17 protein-coding genes, 1 tRNA gene and 2 riboswitches are annotated in these 16,879 nt (G+C 36.0%); of the genes, 1 reads left to right on the top strand and 17 read right to left on the bottom strand.

The genetic code is table 11. From position 1 onward, the window contains the following. Nucleotides 1-40: 40 nt before the first annotated feature. From cls to QRX23_RS02835, 12 genes are all read right to left on the bottom strand, one after another. The gene (gene cls / locus QRX23_RS02890) at nt 41-1,489 is read right to left on the bottom strand and encodes a cardiolipin synthase (protein WP_330155882.1); all 1,449 of its coding nucleotides are present in this window, start codon (nt 1,487-1,489) and stop codon (nt 41-43) included. Nucleotides 1,490-1,571: 82 nt separating this feature from the next. Beyond that, entirely contained in the window at nt 1,572-3,092 is a 1,521-nt protein-coding gene (locus QRX23_RS02885; protein ID WP_251940078.1) for an ABC transporter permease/substrate-binding protein, read from the bottom strand. A 10-nt stretch (nt 3,093-3,102) separates the two neighbouring features. Continuing rightward, nucleotides 3,103-4,023: an ABC transporter ATP-binding protein gene (locus tag QRX23_RS02880; RefSeq protein WP_330155881.1), complete on the bottom strand. Its 921-nt coding sequence runs from the start codon at nt 4,021-4,023 to the stop codon at nt 3,103-3,105. Nucleotides 4,024-4,261: 238 nt separating this feature from the next. After that, a complete protein-coding gene (thiE, locus tag QRX23_RS02875; RefSeq protein ID WP_330155880.1) occupies nt 4,262-4,879 on the bottom strand; it encodes a thiamine phosphate synthase in 618 nt (205 codons plus the stop codon). Further along, the gene (locus tag QRX23_RS02870; protein ID WP_330155879.1) at nt 4,842-5,675 is read right to left on the bottom strand and encodes a PfkB family carbohydrate kinase; all 834 of its coding nucleotides are present in this window, start codon (nt 5,673-5,675) and stop codon (nt 4,842-4,844) included. Before QRX23_RS02870 ends, thiE begins: the two co-directional genes overlap by 38 nt. Next, nucleotides 5,672-6,193 carry an energy coupling factor transporter S component ThiW gene (gene thiW, locus QRX23_RS02865; RefSeq protein ID WP_408068656.1) on the bottom strand — a complete coding sequence of 174 codons (522 nt, stop codon included), beginning with the start codon at nt 6,191-6,193 and terminating at the stop codon, nt 5,672-5,674. Before thiW ends, QRX23_RS02870 begins: the two co-directional genes overlap by 4 nt. A gap of 110 nt (nt 6,194-6,303) precedes the next feature. Next, nucleotides 6,304-6,405: riboswitch (TPP riboswitch) on the bottom strand. 50 nt (nt 6,406-6,455) lie between these two features. Continuing rightward, a complete protein-coding gene (locus tag QRX23_RS02860; RefSeq protein WP_131473771.1) occupies nt 6,456-7,352 on the bottom strand; it encodes a LysR family transcriptional regulator in 897 nt (298 codons plus the stop codon). Between the two features lie 222 nt (nt 7,353-7,574). Then, complete coding sequence (locus QRX23_RS02855; protein WP_251940074.1) at nt 7,575-8,795, bottom strand: phosphoglycerate kinase; 1,221 nt, start codon at nt 8,793-8,795, stop codon at nt 7,575-7,577. A 108-nt stretch (nt 8,796-8,903) separates the two neighbouring features. Next, nucleotides 8,904-9,914, bottom strand: coding sequence for a type I glyceraldehyde-3-phosphate dehydrogenase (gene gap, locus QRX23_RS02850; RefSeq protein WP_002827627.1), 1,011 nt, complete (start codon nt 9,912-9,914; stop codon nt 8,904-8,906). Nucleotides 9,915-10,270: 356 nt separating this feature from the next. Then, on the bottom strand, nt 10,271-10,483 hold the full coding sequence (locus tag QRX23_RS02845) for a hypothetical protein (protein ID WP_002827628.1): 213 nt from the start codon (nt 10,481-10,483) through the stop codon (nt 10,271-10,273). 125 nt (nt 10,484-10,608) lie between these two features. Further along, on the bottom strand, nt 10,609-11,064 hold the full coding sequence (locus QRX23_RS02840; RefSeq protein WP_330155878.1) for a hypothetical protein: 456 nt from the start codon (nt 11,062-11,064) through the stop codon (nt 10,609-10,611). Further along, complete coding sequence (locus tag QRX23_RS02835; RefSeq protein ID WP_040760342.1) at nt 11,051-11,437, bottom strand: helix-turn-helix transcriptional regulator; 387 nt, start codon at nt 11,435-11,437, stop codon at nt 11,051-11,053. Before QRX23_RS02835 ends, QRX23_RS02840 begins: the two co-directional genes overlap by 14 nt. 167 nt (nt 11,438-11,604) lie before the next feature. Here QRX23_RS02835 and QRX23_RS02830 point away from each other — a divergent pair. Next, nucleotides 11,605-11,676 (top strand) — tRNA-Arg (locus tag QRX23_RS02830). Between the two features lie 640 nt (nt 11,677-12,316). Here the strand turns inward: QRX23_RS02830 and ribH are convergent. From ribH to QRX23_RS02805, 5 genes are all read right to left on the bottom strand, one after another. Then, the gene (gene ribH, locus QRX23_RS02825) at nt 12,317-12,784 is read right to left on the bottom strand and encodes a 6,7-dimethyl-8-ribityllumazine synthase (RefSeq protein ID WP_330155877.1); all 468 of its coding nucleotides are present in this window, start codon (nt 12,782-12,784) and stop codon (nt 12,317-12,319) included. 135 nt (nt 12,785-12,919) lie between these two features. Next, the gene (gene ribA, locus QRX23_RS02820; protein WP_330155876.1) at nt 12,920-14,119 is read right to left on the bottom strand and encodes a GTP cyclohydrolase II; all 1,200 of its coding nucleotides are present in this window, start codon (nt 14,117-14,119) and stop codon (nt 12,920-12,922) included. Continuing rightward, nucleotides 14,103-14,714: a riboflavin synthase gene (locus QRX23_RS02815; protein ID WP_330155875.1), complete on the bottom strand. Its 612-nt coding sequence runs from the start codon at nt 14,712-14,714 to the stop codon at nt 14,103-14,105. Before QRX23_RS02815 ends, ribA begins: the two co-directional genes overlap by 17 nt. A 1-nt stretch (nt 14,715) precedes the next feature. Continuing rightward, complete coding sequence (ribD, locus tag QRX23_RS02810) at nt 14,716-15,747, bottom strand: bifunctional diaminohydroxyphosphoribosylaminopyrimidine deaminase/5-amino-6-(5-phosphoribosylamino)uracil reductase RibD (protein ID WP_330155874.1); 1,032 nt, start codon at nt 15,745-15,747, stop codon at nt 14,716-14,718. A 126-nt stretch (nt 15,748-15,873) separates the two neighbouring features. Continuing rightward, a riboswitch (FMN riboswitch) is annotated at nt 15,874-16,016 on the bottom strand. Between the two features lie 188 nt (nt 16,017-16,204). Next, nucleotides 16,205-16,633: an RNA polymerase subunit sigma-70 gene (locus QRX23_RS02805; protein ID WP_330155873.1), complete on the bottom strand. Its 429-nt coding sequence runs from the start codon at nt 16,631-16,633 to the stop codon at nt 16,205-16,207. Nucleotides 16,634-16,879: the final 246 nt, after the last annotated feature.

Here is a 16,879-nt window from a genome sequence, read left to right as displayed (position 1 = left end):
ACATTACATAATGAAGTGTTCTGTCTTTTTTATTCATAATTTATAAAATAGGTGTTAATAATCTTGAGAAAAATTGCTTAAATCTTAACCACCCTGATTGCTTAGCAAAATACTTTGGTGTCAATAAGGTCGCATCTGCCAAATCGTGTTCAAAAATATTATTCATTTTTAATGCCAAACTCTGGCTATACAAAAAGGCATTCACCTCAAAATTCAATGCAAAAGAACGGATATCCATATTCGCGCTACCAACGGTTACGATTTTATCATCAATCACAATTGTCTTAGCGTGCAAGAATCCTTTGTCGTAAGCATAAACTTCAATACCTTCCTGCGCAAGGACGCTAGCATAATACTCAGTTGCACGATAAACAAACATATGGTCTGGTTTTGATGGAATCATCACCCTTACTCTCACACCAGATCTGGCAGCAACCTCAATTGCATCCATAATGGCTGAATTCGGAATAAAATATGGCGATTGAATCGTGATACTTTCATGCGCCATCGAAATCATCCGCAAATAACCTTGATAAATTTGCCTTGTATCAGAATCAGGTCCTGAAGAGACGACTTGCATCGCAACATCCCCGCTTGCATTCGTTGATGGAAAGTAATTTTCACTAAACTCCAACTTTTCATTTTTTGTCGTTGCGTTCCAATCGGTAAAAAAGCGGCTCTGCATGGCTAAAACACCATCACCCACCACGCGGAGTTGTGTATCACGCCAATACCCGAACTTTTTTAAACGACCAAGATATTGATCACCCACATTGAACCCACCAATATAACCAATATTTCCGTCAATAATTACTAATTTACGGTGGTCATGATTATTAACATGTAATGAAAAGAGATGCCATCTTGGCATTAAAAACGCTTCAACCTGTCCACCAACTGCTCGTAGTCGCTTGTATAGTTTTGCATTCTTTCCACCCGATCCCCATGAATCAAAAATGACACGAACCCGAATTCCTTCTTTAGCTTTTTCAGTCAGTAAATCAACTAGTTCATTACCAATTTTGTCATTATAAATAGTATAAAACTCAATATTTATATGATGTTTTGCAGCACGAATGTCCGAAAATAATTTTTCGAACATGTCATGACCATCTGTTAAGATATCAACTTCATTTTGATTTGTAAAAATTGCTTGTTCATTCTGTAAAAACAATCTAATAAATGATTGTTCTTCAACAAAATGCTCGGGATCCGATACCGACAGTACTTCTTGTTTCTGATTTGCTGCGATTCGATCAATACCCATGATTTGTTGTGTCTGCATCGTGAAAATATGGTTTCCCGACAACTTTCGACCAAACAGAAAATAAATTAAAAATCCAACGATTGGGAATAATAGCAAAACCAACATCCATGCCCAGATTGCTGTAATATCACGGTAGCGATCTCTAAAAACGGTTAAAATAGCAGCCAGTGTGTTAATTATGAACACAAACTCCACTATCAATACCATCCAATGTTCAAACATACCCACACTCCTTTTGAATAGTACTATTATTCTAACAGTTTTATGTTGCATCAACATATTAAATTATGCAAAAAACTCAATACTACTTTAATAAGTGATGTTTGACTAGGTATTGATGGGCTACCTCATCAGCCTGTTTATGTTGTACAGTTACCTGATAATTCATCTCAATCATGTCCTTATTGGTTATCTCTCCATCGAGTCGAGATAAACTCTTTTGAATACTTGGGTATTTCTTTAGAATTGCCGTTCTAACCAACGGTGCTCCTTGGAAAGGTGGAAAATATTTCCGATCATCTTTCAAAGCCACCAGCTTATAGGCTTTTAATTGTGGATCCGTCGTATAGGCATCTGTAACATCAATTTGTTTGTTTACTAAAGCTTTATAACGCAAATTTGATGACATGCTGGTAACTTTTTTAAATTGTAATTGATATGCCTGTTTCATACCTGGATACGAATCTTTTAATTCATAAAAATCATGATCAAACCCAGCCGTTAACTGAGGTGATAATTTGGCTAAATCACTTGTCGTTTTTAAGTGATACTTTTTCGCATCTGATTGCCGAACAGCCAATGCGTATGTGTTTTGATACTTCATAGGTGCTAGATATGTGAGATTATCTTGCTTTTTTATTGCACGCTGCGCATCTTTAAAAGCTTGTGCAGGTTGGTGACTAACATGTTCCCCTTTTACCAAGGATTGTAAAACGGTTCCTGTAAATTCTGGATAGATATCAATATCACCACCTTTTAAGGCTTTATAAATAAAGGTTGTTCCGCCAAAATTTGGTTTCAATTTTACATCTAAACGTGGGTTATCTGCTTCAATGAGTTCCTTATACATATTGATTAAAATTTCTGGCTCGCCACCCAGCTTGCCCGCAATCGTGATTGTTCCTTTGGGTTGTAAAATTGCTTGACCACCTATATAGATACCACCGATTGCAACAAGGCTAGCTAAAAGAATGCCAATCTTTTTCAAAGAAAGCTTCCCAATCAACTTAATTCCCCAAGAGAAAATTAGCGCCAACAAAGCTGACAAAATAGCACCTAGCAAAAGCTGTGCATTATCATTAGTTTGTATACCAATCATGATAAAAGTTCCAAGACCACCGCCACCAATCAAGGCAGCTAATGTAGCGGTACCAATTACCATAACGGTTGCAATCCTTAAGCCTGATAAAATCATTGGCATAGCTAGCGGTAACTGAATTTTGAATAACTTAAACGGACGCGAAAAGCCGAATGCTTCGGTCGCTTCAGTTAAATTTGGATCAATTTCAGTTAAACCTGCATACGTGTTTTGAAAAATAGGCATAATTGCATATAAAACTAAGGCAATTATTGCTGGCACTGTTCCAATACCAACAAATGGAATCAATGCTCCTAAAACAGCTAAACTAGGAATCGTTTGAATCACACCTGCTATCTGTAAAACTAGCTCACCCGCTCGACGATGATTCATTAAGGCAATTGCCAATGGCACGGCAATTGCCGCTGCGATGAGAATGGCTGCTAGTGAGAGTAACACATGTTCACGCAACGCAACCAAAATATCACCTGACTGCGTTGTCAGTAAATTTACCAAATCGTTTAACATGCAATCTCCTTTATTGTTGACTGATATACTGCAGTAAATCATCTGCAGTAACAAAATATTGCTGATCAATAATTACTTGATGATATTCTCGTAAAACCATTGCTAATTCTTGAATTGTCTGCGTTTCCGACAAATGTGGCGCCTGGATCACTTGGTCTGACTTTAATAAATGAAATAAGCCCGCCAATTTTAAATCCGAAATCAATGTAACCCGTTGATTGTTAAATAGTGATGACACAATTTTATTAGCTGGCTGATTAATCACCGTATTTGGATCTCCAACTTGCTGTAAACGTCCATTAACAAGTACACCAATTCTGGTCCCCAATCTTAGTGCTTCTTGCATATCATGAGTAACAAATAAAATCGTTGGCTTAAATTCTTTATGTAACTCTAAAATAAGATCCTGTAATTGTTTGCGAGATAATGGGTCCAATGCACTAAAGGGTTCATCCATTAAAATGATACTTGGTTTTGTAATCAACGCCCTAACAATTCCGACACGTTGTTGTTCACCACCTGATAGTTCACTAGGCATTCGATCACTATACTGCTCATGAGGCAAGCCAACTCTATCCAACAATTCATTGACCAATGTTTGTCGTTTTTCTCGTTTAATACCTTGTGCCTCTAATAAAATACCGGCATTTTGACTGATTGTTAAATTTGGAAACAGCGCAATATTCTGTAAAACATAACCAATATTTTTTCTCAACTTGGCCCTATCCACCTGATTAGTGTCCACCCCATCAATCAATATCTGACCATCAGATTGGGAAATCAATCGGTTAATCATTTTCAAAATTGTCGTTTTCCCACTACCACTTGGTCCAACCAAAACAAAAAATTCACCTGAGGCAATGGTTAAATTGAGTTTATTAACGACTTGCTTTTCTTGATATGTCTTGACCACATCACTGAATTCTATCATTGCTATGACTCCTTTATTTAGCACCTAATTGCCATCTACAAAATAATTTCTTCAAAATCAAAGGAATATAAAAAAGAAGTTGGGACAAAAGAAAATGTTCCAACTTTTTTGCTAAAAATATCTTAATTAAAAGCATGTCAGTTTGATAGCATAAACGCGTTCCAAAAGTCTGAAGTCTCAATGTAAAGCAATTTACGCCGGATTCAAAACAACTTTTGTCTCGCTCTCCTTTGATACATTATAACGTTTCAAGCGCCTTTTTTAAACGTTGCACTTTTTGAGCAATGTTTGTTGCCTTCATAATCTCACTAACAATTGCCACACCAACAATTTCTGTTCCCTTGAAGACATCAATACGTTCTTCTGTAATGCCGCCAATGGCAACAACCGGAATATTAACAGCTGCAGTAATTGCCTTGAGTGTATCAATTGACGTTTGCTTCGTAACAACTTTTGTCTGTGTTGGGAAAATAGCACCTGTTCCTAAATAATTTGCACCATCTGATGCCGCTTCAGTTGCACGTGTAACTGTTTTTGCTGACACACCTAAGATTTTATCCTTACCAAGCAATTTCCGAGCAACTTTGACTGGTAACTCGTCATCACCAATATGGGCACCACGCGCATCAACCGCCAGGCAAATATCAATTCGATCATCAATAATTAATGGTAAGTCATATTTATCTGTAATTTTTTTTACTTTTAGCGCTAATTCATAATAATCCCTTGTCGATAAATTTTTCTCCCGCAATTGCACAACTGTAACCCCGTTAGCACAAGCGGTTTCAATTTTATTTAAAAATTCACTTTCTGATTCGTCATATCTCGCTGTCACTAAATATAATTGTTTCGTCATTTTTTGTTCCCCTTATCTTATTTATCCAGTCAGAATCTTCAACCCCTAATAATGAAAGCTCATTTAAGAATAACTGTCGAAATTCTGCAATTCCTGAGGTCACAGTTTTGCTTTTTGCGGTCTCCCCTGCAATGTTCAAATAGCTGATTGCTTGAATCGCTGCATCTTCGGGGGAAGCACCTTCTCCCAATAACGCTGCCAACAGGCCACTTAAAGTATCTCCTGAACCTGTAAAACGATCTAATTCTGGTACACCATTACTTAGAACCCAAACGTTATTCCTAGCCACAACAATATCTTTTGTCCCAGTAGCAACATAAACCGATTCTTGAGGTAACTGCTTAAGTGCCGTAATTAAATTGATTAATTCTTCATCTGTCTGGTCTAATAAACTACCATCCACACCTCGTCCATGCGTTTGTAAATCACAAAGTGCACGCATTTCTGAAATATTACCGCGGACAATTGTTGGTTGATCTGCAATGATTTTTTTAGCGACTTTCATGGCAAATTTAGCGCTCGCAATTCCAACCACATCTAGTACAACTGGTTCTTTGCCAATCGCTAATTTACTGGCTGCTAAGATGCTCTTTTCCTTATCAAGTGACAGACTTCCTAAATTTAACAACAAACTATTTGTCTGCAATGCCAAATCATTAAAGGCGCGAATGTCTTCTGTCATAATCGGCTTCGCACCAATATAAAGGAGTGTGTTTGCCACAGTCTCTACTGAGATAGCATTAGTAATACAATGAATGAGTGGTGCTGTTTGCAACGGAATGGTGATCTTTTTCATCTTATAATACGCTCCTCGCCATTAAAAACTCGCATCATGTCTTTGAACAAAGATATCTTTTTTGCTTGTTGCCAAATGAGCCAAGCTGCTACTGCACCAATAAATGTGGCACCTAAGAATCTTGGTGTATACAGTAACCAGTACAAATCTGTCTTGGTGCCCGTAAATAGCACCATAACTGGGTAAGATAGTAAAGATCCGATTATTCCAGTACCGATAATCTCACCAACAATTGACCCATAAATACTATGTACCCAACGGGCACCTAACCCTGCTAACAAGGCGCCAAAAACGGCCCCAGTTAATGCCAATGGTGGGATACCCATCATCATCATCCTAATAATTCCGCAACAAGTCGCCATAATCGTTGCATACAATGGCCCCATAAGTACACCAGCTAAAATATTAATCACACTGGACATTGGTGCCATTCCTTCGATACGTAAAATTGGTGACAACACCACGTCTAGTGCAATCATCATAGCTAAATATGTTATTTTTCTAACTTTCGAATTCATTATTGTTTTCCCCTAGTAAATTTAGACAATATAATTTCATTAATCCAAGAATAGATGCAAAATAAAAAAACCTCCTCGCAATAAAAAAATCATCACAAAGAGGCCATTAATTGACACATTCACACAATTCCTACGCTTAAATAACTAAAACAGGTACGAAGGGTCTAGATTCTATCTCATTCTCAGCCAGATTGGCTCCCCTTTGTGATTATATTTAATTTTTATACTATAATATTATCACACATACGATTAAAATGTATTTTTAAATAATATCATGGTTAAGTGATTGTGTGATGTATTTCCAAAATAATTCATTAGCTTTGGATTCATGAACTTGTTTCATTCTCATAAAGCCAAAATCACTTGTTGTGTGTGTTGCGATTTTACGCTTTACCATTTGCCCATCATTCGTCATATCAACTCTTTTTTCCATCATCAAAGCGATACCCATACCATTTAATACCATGTTTAAAATAATATCGATTCGCTCACCTTGATAGGCAACTGCAGACATCAATTGCCTTCTTTCTCCAGCAGAGCCAAATTTGTTGAAAATGATTGTCTCTTCGCCTTCTAGTAGCAATAATTCTTCCTTCATTAAATCGCTTAATGAAATAACTTGATTTGCTGACAATGGGTGATTAGCGGGTAATACACAAATCAAGTTGTCTTGATCGGTCAGCAGCGTCTCAAGTTTATTACTAACATCTGGTGTATAGTGACCAAAAATTATATCTGCTTGATTATCATTTAATGAGTTAAGTAATAAACTATCTTTAGTTTCAGAGAAGTGCAGCGTAATTTCAGGATGACTTTTGTGAAAGTCACTCATTAATGAAAAACCACGATAATTCGAAAATGTTGGCATTGTATGAATCGTCAGCACGTTATCTGACTCTGAATCATGTTGCACTAAAGTCTGTTGTAATGCGTCAAATTCATGCAAAATTTTTTTTGCATACATTTCGGTAATTCTTCCTGACTCAGTTAAGGAAATATGGCGGTGCTCACGTTTGAATAATTGCGTTTTTAGTTCCTTTTCCAAAGATAAAATTTGCTTAGAAATATTACCCTGCGTTGTATATAATCTTTCAGCAGTTTCTGAATAATTACCTGTTTCAGCTAAATCTAGAAAGACCTTAAATTTATGTATATCCATGATACAGTTCCCCAATTATTACTATTTGGAATAGTTTATCACATTTTAGTTAAATTTGTCATATGTAAATTTTATTCAATACCTAGTTAATTTTTGAAAAATATTTGAAAGACCACTAAATAACTATCACTGTTTCTAAATCTAATCATGTGATTCTTGGTCATATGACGAAAAAAACTGGAACAATTTAATGTTCCAGTTTCTTCATTGATTATCTTAAAATTACTTCTCAGAAATTGCTGCAATTCCTGGCAATGTCTTACCTTCTAGGTATTCAAGAGAAGCACCACCACCAGTTGAAATGTGGCTCAATTGATCAGCAACACCTAATTGTTGAACAGCAGCAGTTGAATCACCACCACCAACAATCGTTGTTGCACCCTTTTCGGTTACCTTAACTAGTTCTTCACCAATGGCTAAGGTTCCCTTGGCAAAGTTAGGCATTTCGAATACACCCATAGGTCCGTTCCAAACAACCGTCTTTGCGTCCGCAAGAACTGACTTAAATAGTTCAACTGACTTAGGACCAATATCTAGTCCCATGTAACCATCTTTAATGTCACCTTCTGCAACATATGAATCAGCATCATTTGCAAACTTATCAGCAGCAACAGCATCAACTGGCAATACTAACTTATCACCAGCATCTGCAATTAATTGCTTTGCAAGTTCAACCTTGTCTTCTTCAAACAATGAGTTACCAATTTTCTCACCCTTGGCAGCAGCAAATGTATATGCCATTCCTCCACCAACAATGACTTTATCAGCTTTTTCCAACAAGTTTTGGATAATAGTAATCTTATCAGATACCTTAGCACCACCAATAATGGCAACAAATGGACGCTCTGGATTTTCAACAGCGCCTCCTAAGAACTTAATTTCCTTTTCCATTAGGAAACCAGCTGCAGTTTGAGCAATATTTGCAGCAATGCCGGCATTTGATGCATGTGAACGGTGTGCAGTACCGAAAGCATCGTTAACAAAGATGTCACCCAATGATGCCCAGTAAGCACCCAAGGCAGGATCATTCTTTGATTCACGCTTAACAACTTCACCATCAACAACATCAGCGTAACGTGTGTTTTCAAAGATTAATACTTGACCATCTTCTAACTTGTTAATAGCATCTTCAAGCTCTGGACCTTCAATTGCTGGTACAAATGTCACAGGCTGGCCAAGTAGATCAGCCAAACGTTGTGCAACGGGCTTCATTGATAGCGCTGGCTTATCATCTTCACTCTTAATACGTCCCAAATGTGAGAACAATACCGCACGTCCACCGTGTGACAAAACATACTTGATTGTTGGCAATGCTGCAACGATACGATTATCATTTGCAACTTCTTGTTGTCCATCAACTTCCTTTAGTGGAACATTGAAGTCAACACGCATCAATACTTTTTTACCTTTTAATTCTAGATCCTCAACTGTCAACTTTGCCATGGAATCCCTCTTTCTTTTTTACTTCAAATACTACAAATCTTATATAAAAAACGGATGGTTCAGACTATTACTAAACCATCCGTTTTCAAATAATAGTGTAAGTAACTATTAAAGTGTTGCCAAGTGCAACAAAGTACGGATCATGTTTGAAGTGAAACCATACTCGTTATCATACCAAGCAGCAGTTTGTACTAATTGCTTATCACCAACAGTGATAACCTTAGTCAAAGTTGGATCAAATACGGCACCGTGTGTGTCGCCAATGATGTCTGATGAAACAATTTCATCATCATTGTATCCGAATGAAGCATTTTCATACTTCTTAACTGCTTCGTTAACTTCTTCAGCAGAAACTTTCTTTGACAATACAGCAGTCAACTCAGTAACAGAACCGTCAACAACACCAACACGTTGTGCGTGACCATCCAACTTACCAGCAACTGATGGAACAACAAGACCAATAGCCTTAGCAGCACCAGTTGAGTGAGGAATTGTATTTACAGAAGCTGCACGGTTTGAGCGCAACTTCTTACCCTTAGGTCCATCCAAAAGCATTTGAGTACCAGTAAAGGCGTGAACAGTAGTCATCAAACCAATTTCAACACCGAATTCCTTGTCCAAGGCATTTGCCAATGGTGCAAGTGATTGTGTTGTACATGAACCAGCAGAAACAATGTTGTCATCTGCAGTCAATGTATCTTGGTTAACACCGTAAACAACCGTTGGTACTTTACCAGCAGGTGCTGATACCAATACCTTCTTTGCGCCGGCATCCAAGTGTGCTTGTGACTTTTCTGCTGAAGTATAGAAACCAGTTGATTCCAATACAATTTCAACACCGTCATTAGCAACCCACTTCAAGTCAGCTGCATCACGCTCAGCGTATACACGGATCTTCTTACCGTCAACGATAATTCCTTCTTCGTCAGCTGAAACGTCAGCGTTCAAAGTACCATGAGTTGAATCATACTTCAACAAGTATGCCAACATAGCAGGGTTAGTTAAATCGTTAATCGCAACAACTTCAATGTCGTCCGCTGTATCCTTTAATTCAAGAATACGACGAAATGCCAAACGACCAATACGGCCGAAACCGTTGATACCAATCTTAACAGTCATATTATTAAGATTCCTCCCAGAAAAAATTCTTTTGTAACGTTTCTACATGAATTATTATACGACTTTGTTTACAATTTCGCAAACAAACCCACCAACTATTGTTACGTATTAATTTCATATCAATTGAAATTAATATTATGAAGGATGAATTAGTGAATATCATCTAGTATTCAAATGTCACCCACTACAAGTATTATACGATAAGCAGGAACAAATTTCGTTATATTTGCTTGAACATTAGTTCACTTACCGTATTGACTTAATTACAAAATAATAGTTTATTATTATCGGTTTTCAAATCGTTAATTTGACATATTACAGACAACAAAACATACTCACTTGTGAAATTTCACACTTTATTTACCTAATAGAATCCGATGTGCCTCTTCACCATCAACGCCCCCTAGCCTAATTAGACTATAACGTAATAATAACTTGACACCACGTACCACTCGATGAACATTTCCATCAATTAAAAACTCAATCATTGAAATAATTGCCATTACCACAATCCACATGCATGTCAGTGTCCCCAAGATGATTAAGAACGTTATCATATCATTACTCATAAATTGCCTCCTGACAATTAGTTTAAACTTAATGTTATTTGTTAATAATAGTCCTAAGTACAATTCCTTAGGACTATTATTAGTATATATTAGGTTTAAATTAATTTCAAGGATAAATTTTATATTTAACTTAACAACCCGTTTCTTCTATATAAGCTAACAGTTTCTTGCGCAAAATCTAATGGATATCCTAAATATTCACACAACATCCAGGCCTCGAATGGTTGATCCTCATATTCATGTGCAAGCCTTAATATAACTTTCTCAGGTGTCATATATTTAATTACCGACTCGCGTGCATCGATTTCGTCGTTATGAGCAAGTGTTGCATCGTAATCCATGTGGTTACCAATATCTGAAATCGCATGATGATATTCCTCAACCAAGGTCTTCGCTTTATCAAAAATTGACAACGTTTTGTCTACAAAAATATACGCCTTATTCCCTTTTAAGTAAGCAACGCCATCTAACCCAGAATTTTCTTTAAGTGGCATTGTGTCTAAGATAACCGGTGTCATCCCCAAACCAAGTAGATCATTCTCCACCCTAATTAGAAGATCATCATAACTATCTGTTCCCATTCCGATCCTCATAATCAGCAATTAGTCCTTCAATATAAGACTTAGCTCTATCAATAACTCGTGAACGTTCTTCATCTGGTAAACCAGAAATATCTAGTCCCCAGTGGGCAGCCATTAAGACTGGTTCATCAGTAACCACTGCTTTTGAAGATTGGTTAGGCTCTTCGACAAGATCTGATTTTGATATGCCAAAAAATTCAGCCATTGCTTCAATTTTATCAATTCGCGGATATGTTTTTCCATTTGACCAATCAGAAATAGTTGCGGTTGATACACCAATAACTTCAGCAAGGTGTGCTGCCGTCATTTCATTTTGTTTAATGTATCTTTTTATATTTCGGCCCATCGTGGCCTTTCCTTCTGATGATGCCATATGCTCCACCTTTTCTATTTTAAAGTTTTGAATTATTTTTATTTTTACAATTACTATAATAAAGCTAAACTTAATTAATTGCAAGGTTTAACCTAACGATTAGGTACATCGAAGCCATTGTTAATGTTGCAAATACAAATTTAATAGGCTATAATTTAATCTGTTGTGGACCCGTAGTGTAATGGATATCACGTTGGATTCCGGTTCCGGAGATGAGGGTTCGATTCCCCCCGGGTTCATAGTAAGGTTTAGAAATGCCTTTGTATCAACGTTTTGCCTTTACATCAGGCATTCAGGTACACACCTAAGTACACACAATGTCATAGAATTACATGGAAATAGAGTTAAATGTGTACCTAATGTGTACCTAGAAAAATCAATGGATAACCACACCTTGTTATATGTCGCTGTTCGCTTTAAGTGAATGGCGTTTTTTATTAAGACTTAAATCAGTTGTATTTGGGAAATAACCGGCAGAAACAAAACCGCCTTCTATGCGAGTGGATGATAATGGCCCTAGTCAAAAGCGTCCTTGTTTCTGTATTAATAGGGATATTCAGACTCAAATAATTAGAAACGAAAGTTTTATATCATGACATAAAAAATTCATAGTTCAGCACACAAAATTGTTATGCAAGTGTTAGATCATTTTTATACCAAAGTATTGACGAAAAAGTATTTATAATCAGTATCAGCCGTCAACAATTGCAATTCAGCTTTTATGCAGAAAATGCAAAATTATCGAAAGGTATGTGATGCTTGATCGTGTACACTAACTAGCCAAAACCCTAAATTAATCGTACCTTTTATACCATAGTCTACATATATAAAAAAGTTCTGTTCTCATGCTATTACACGAAAACAGAACTATTCTTCTAACTAATTCTCTAATTTATGCAGAACACTGATTACTTCTAGCAATGCTAAAGCCACTTCAGACCCTTTATTACCAGATTTCCCCCCCGATCTTTGTTGAGCCTGTTCTAATGTATCAGTTGCTAGAACCCCAAATACAATAGGTGTATTAGTGTGTATACCAATTTCCGAAATACCATTAGCAGACGCATTAATAACTAGATCATAATGATCTGTTTCCCCTTTAATTACGGCGCCTAATGTAATAATGCCATCATATTTCTTGTTTTCTGATACCTTCTTTGCCACTAATGGAATTTCAAAAGCCCCCGGCACCCATATAATATCAATATTTTCTTCTATAATACCCTGCATCTTCAAGGATTCTTTTGCTCCTATAATGAGTTGTTCGACAATTAATGTATTAAAGCGACTCGCAATAATTGCAATGGTTCTATTTTCATTTTGTGTTAAGTTTCCTCTATAAATCATACTTTAATCTCCTGAAAGTCATTATATTAACGTGATCATTACTATAAAGTAAGTGCTGTCACTTATGATTAGGCTATTGATAAAAAGTAATAAATTATTTTTATCAATAGCCTATATATTACCAGCTGTTAGTTTTTATAATAAATGTTTAAATTTTTCCCTTTTAGTTTGAATATATTTTTTATTAATATTATTTACCCCCGTAATTAAAGGAACGTGTTCCACAATCTCAATACCATTATCAGTCAATGCTTGAATCTTTTCTGGATTATTTGTTAACAAACGAATTTTAGTCATCCCCACTAATTTTAGAATTTCAGCAGCTTGCTTATAATCTCTTTCATCTGGTTGATGTCCCAAAGCAACATTAGCATCATAAGTATCGTATCCATTTTCTTGTAAAACGTATGATTTTAATTTTTCATACAAACCAATACCTCGTCCTTCCTGAGGTAAATAAACAATCGCTCCTCCTTGTTCATTTATTGTCTTTAGCGCTGCATGTAGTTGTGGACCACACTCGCATCTTAAAGATCCAAAAACTTCACCAGTAATGCACTCAGAATGCAGTCTAACAAGCGGAACATCATTTTGGTGTGCTCCACGACTTTCAATAAGTATGTTAGGTCGTTCATTTTCTGTATTAAATTCAGTCAAATTAAAATCACCATAATTGCTTGGTAAATGAACTGTTATTCCAGGTTTTATGTTTCGTTCTTCAATATATTGTCTATAATTAATAATGTCTTGAATCGATAACTGTAATAAACTTGCTTGTTCAGCAAGTTTATTTAATTCTTTTTCTCGGGCCATATTACCATCGTCAGATAAAATTTCGATAATATACGCAATTGGTGTAACTCCTGCTAAACGTGCCAAATCAACGGCCCCTTCAGTGTGCCCTACACGAGTTAAGACACCGCCATCCTCAGCTACCAATGGAAATACATGTCCTGGTTCTTCAAAATCATTTTTTCTTGTACTTAGATTTGCTAGCTGTTTAATTGTATTAGCTCGTTCATATGCTGAAACACCAGTAGTACTTGCTATATGATCTACGCTAATTGTAAACTTTGTCCCAAATTTTTCAGTATTATTTTCCACCATTTGTGTTAACCCAAGATTAAGTGCACGGTCCTTTGACATCGGTACTGTTAATACACCCCTTGCCTTTTTTAGTGCAAAATTTACTGCTTCTGGTGTAGCAAACGCAGCCAATCCAACTAAATCGCCTTCATGCTCTCTATTTTCATCATCAGTTAAGATAACCAATTCACCACGTTTTAGACTTTGAATTGCCCTAGTCACTTTATTGATACTATCTTTGATTTCCATGTATAATATCGCCTTTCATTAAATATTTTGCTAAAATATCCGTCTCAATATTTACTTCATTACCAATATTTAAATTTCCTAAATTAGTTTTTTGGATCGTTAATGGAATTAATCCAATTTGAAACGTTTTTTTTGACATCGTAATAACGGTGAGACTAACTCCTGAAATTGTAATTGATCCCTTTTTCACAATTTGCTTCATAATCTCTTGATCATCTGGTTGCAGAGTTAACAAAATTGTACTATCAACCTGCTGTCGTCGCACGACTGTCCCAATTCCATCAACATGTCCTAAAACAAAATGCCCATCAAATTTTCCTGAAGCTGGCATCGCTTTTTCCAAGTTTATATTTTGCCCAACTTTATAATTTTTTACTGCAGTTGTGGTAAAAGTTGGTACCATAATTTCAAATTGTGCTTCACTAGATGAAAAATCAACAATAGTCAAACAGATACCATCTAACATGATACTGTCACCCAAACTAACATTTTTAAAAAAATCATTGCTTGTCTCAACTTTCAATCGCAATTCCTGATTATTTTTCCAATGTATAGCACTCAATTTTCCAATACTTTGTGTAATACCTGTGAACATTTTAAAATCTCCAATTCTGATTAATATAAACCGATTTTATAGCATTACCAAGTTTAGTTTGCCTGACTGGCTTCATCGTTGGTGATACTGCAGCCAAACTATTATTATTCAAAATTTTATTGGTCTTATAGACTATCATTTCTTGCCATAAATTTTCTGTCAAAAACGATGATATAAATGTTGGTCCGCCTTCCACCATGACAGATTGAGCTTTTTTATCAAATAGATCATTCAATATCCCAATTAAACCATCATGCATTAAAATAATATTTTCATAGAATGAAGCAAACTCTTCATTTTCAGTATAAACAATCCAATCCTTTATATAACTATATGGTAATGTTTTTAATCTACCTCGACGATCAACTACGATGCGAGCAGGTTGTTTATGATCAATCACGCTATGTCGCACAGTTAAATTCGGTAAATCCGTTAAGAAAGTTTGACTTCCAATCATAATAGCGCTCCGCGTAGCTCTTTCATGATGCACATCACTATCCGCTCGATCATCAGTTAATTTAACTCGTTGTTGATTAGATGTTGACACAAAGCCATTAAGAGACGTTGCTACCTTCAGTTGAATATATGGTAACCTATTCTCAAAATATTGATGAAATTCCGGATTTAATTCCCGACTATGTTGCGTATTTAATATGGAAACTAAAACGTTCGCATTTTTTAAAATAGCAACTCCTTGTCCTCTAGTCCTGGGATTTGGATCAATAGAACCTATAACAACACGTCTTAATCCCCAATCTTTCATGGTTTCAGCACAAGAATTAACTTTTCCACGAACAGCACATGGCTCCAAGGTAACATACATTGTCGCACCTTTAATTTGGGACTTATCAGATAATTGATTGTAAGCATTGATTTCTGCGTGAGATTCCCCAAATTTTTTGTGATATCCAATAGACAAAATTTCTCCATGTTTAACGACTACGGCACCAACACGCGGATTTTCAAATGTCAGTGCTTTGTCTGCTAAACTAGCAACTTGTGCAGCCATATTCATAAATGTTAAATCATCCATCTTTTCCTCCTTTTTTGGAGCAAAAAGCCCGATATGTTTAAAAAAACACATCGGGTTTATTTTTAGATTAATTTAAAACAACCAGTCTCTATTATGAAAAAATCCACACAAAAAAACCAGCTTATTCTAAATCTTCTCCCATCCAGACTTTAACTGTCGGTCACAGAATCACACTGTGTCAACTACATACCACGGTATGTAGGTCACGGACTGAGGTACATCGTACCATTACCGTCGGTCGGGAATTTCACCCTGCCCCGAAGATTAATTATTTAACATGTAGGACTTTACACTGGAATTTCAATTCTGTCAAATTTTTCTAATATTTCAAAATTTCATTAATTTAATATAATCAGCAATTCGTGGAAATCATACATATTTATTAGATACATTGAGTGAATGGCTTTTTCTCGTTTATAATTTGTCATTTTATCGTTGTCATACTCATTATTAGTAACTAATTTAACCATGCTCGAAAATCATATATGTCTACAAAAGCATTGGCGAATGATATAAAACCCTGATTTAAAAAATGTAGTCCGCTCCTACTGCTGTAGCCTGTTATGTCTTCAATCTCTAGCCACTTTAGTCTCTGTAAGTACTGATACTTTAAAAAGGCTCTTGGCCGCTCTGGTACTGCTTGCATAGCTTCTAATATCTGACTTAGCCATATCTTCGACTGCATATAAACCGTTAGTTTTGTATCGGTGGTGTTGTCATTGTGCTTAACTTTAGGCATATCATCAATAAGCGGACTTTCTAAATCAATATAACTTGTGTGCGCCCTGATCATAATGATTGGTAATTCTTTTTCAAAAAATTCTTTAACGTTCTTTTGTTTCTGCTTAACATCTAATTCTTTTTCTTGTTCTAATATCGACAACATGTAAAAATTATCCTCTATTAAATCATGAAATTATAACCGTTTTATGTGCACCCTTTTTGTGTTTTGTGTGCGTACTTTTTGTGCGTACTTTTTGATTTTGTACGCAAATTTAGCGTTACGTTTTAGTGCAACACGTTGCAACGTTTTTGTTGCGTTGCGTTGCATTTTGTTGCATTCGTTGCAACGCTTTTTCTTGTTAAATCAGAGCTTCATAGCCCTTTCAAATAGCTTCCAAACCAGCTTGTT

Origin of the sequence: Weissella paramesenteroides, from assembly GCF_036327715.1 — a bacterium.
GTDB lineage: Bacteria > Bacillota > Bacilli > Lactobacillales > Lactobacillaceae > Weissella > Weissella paramesenteroides.
This window is presented reverse-complemented; position numbering and strand designations above follow the sequence as displayed.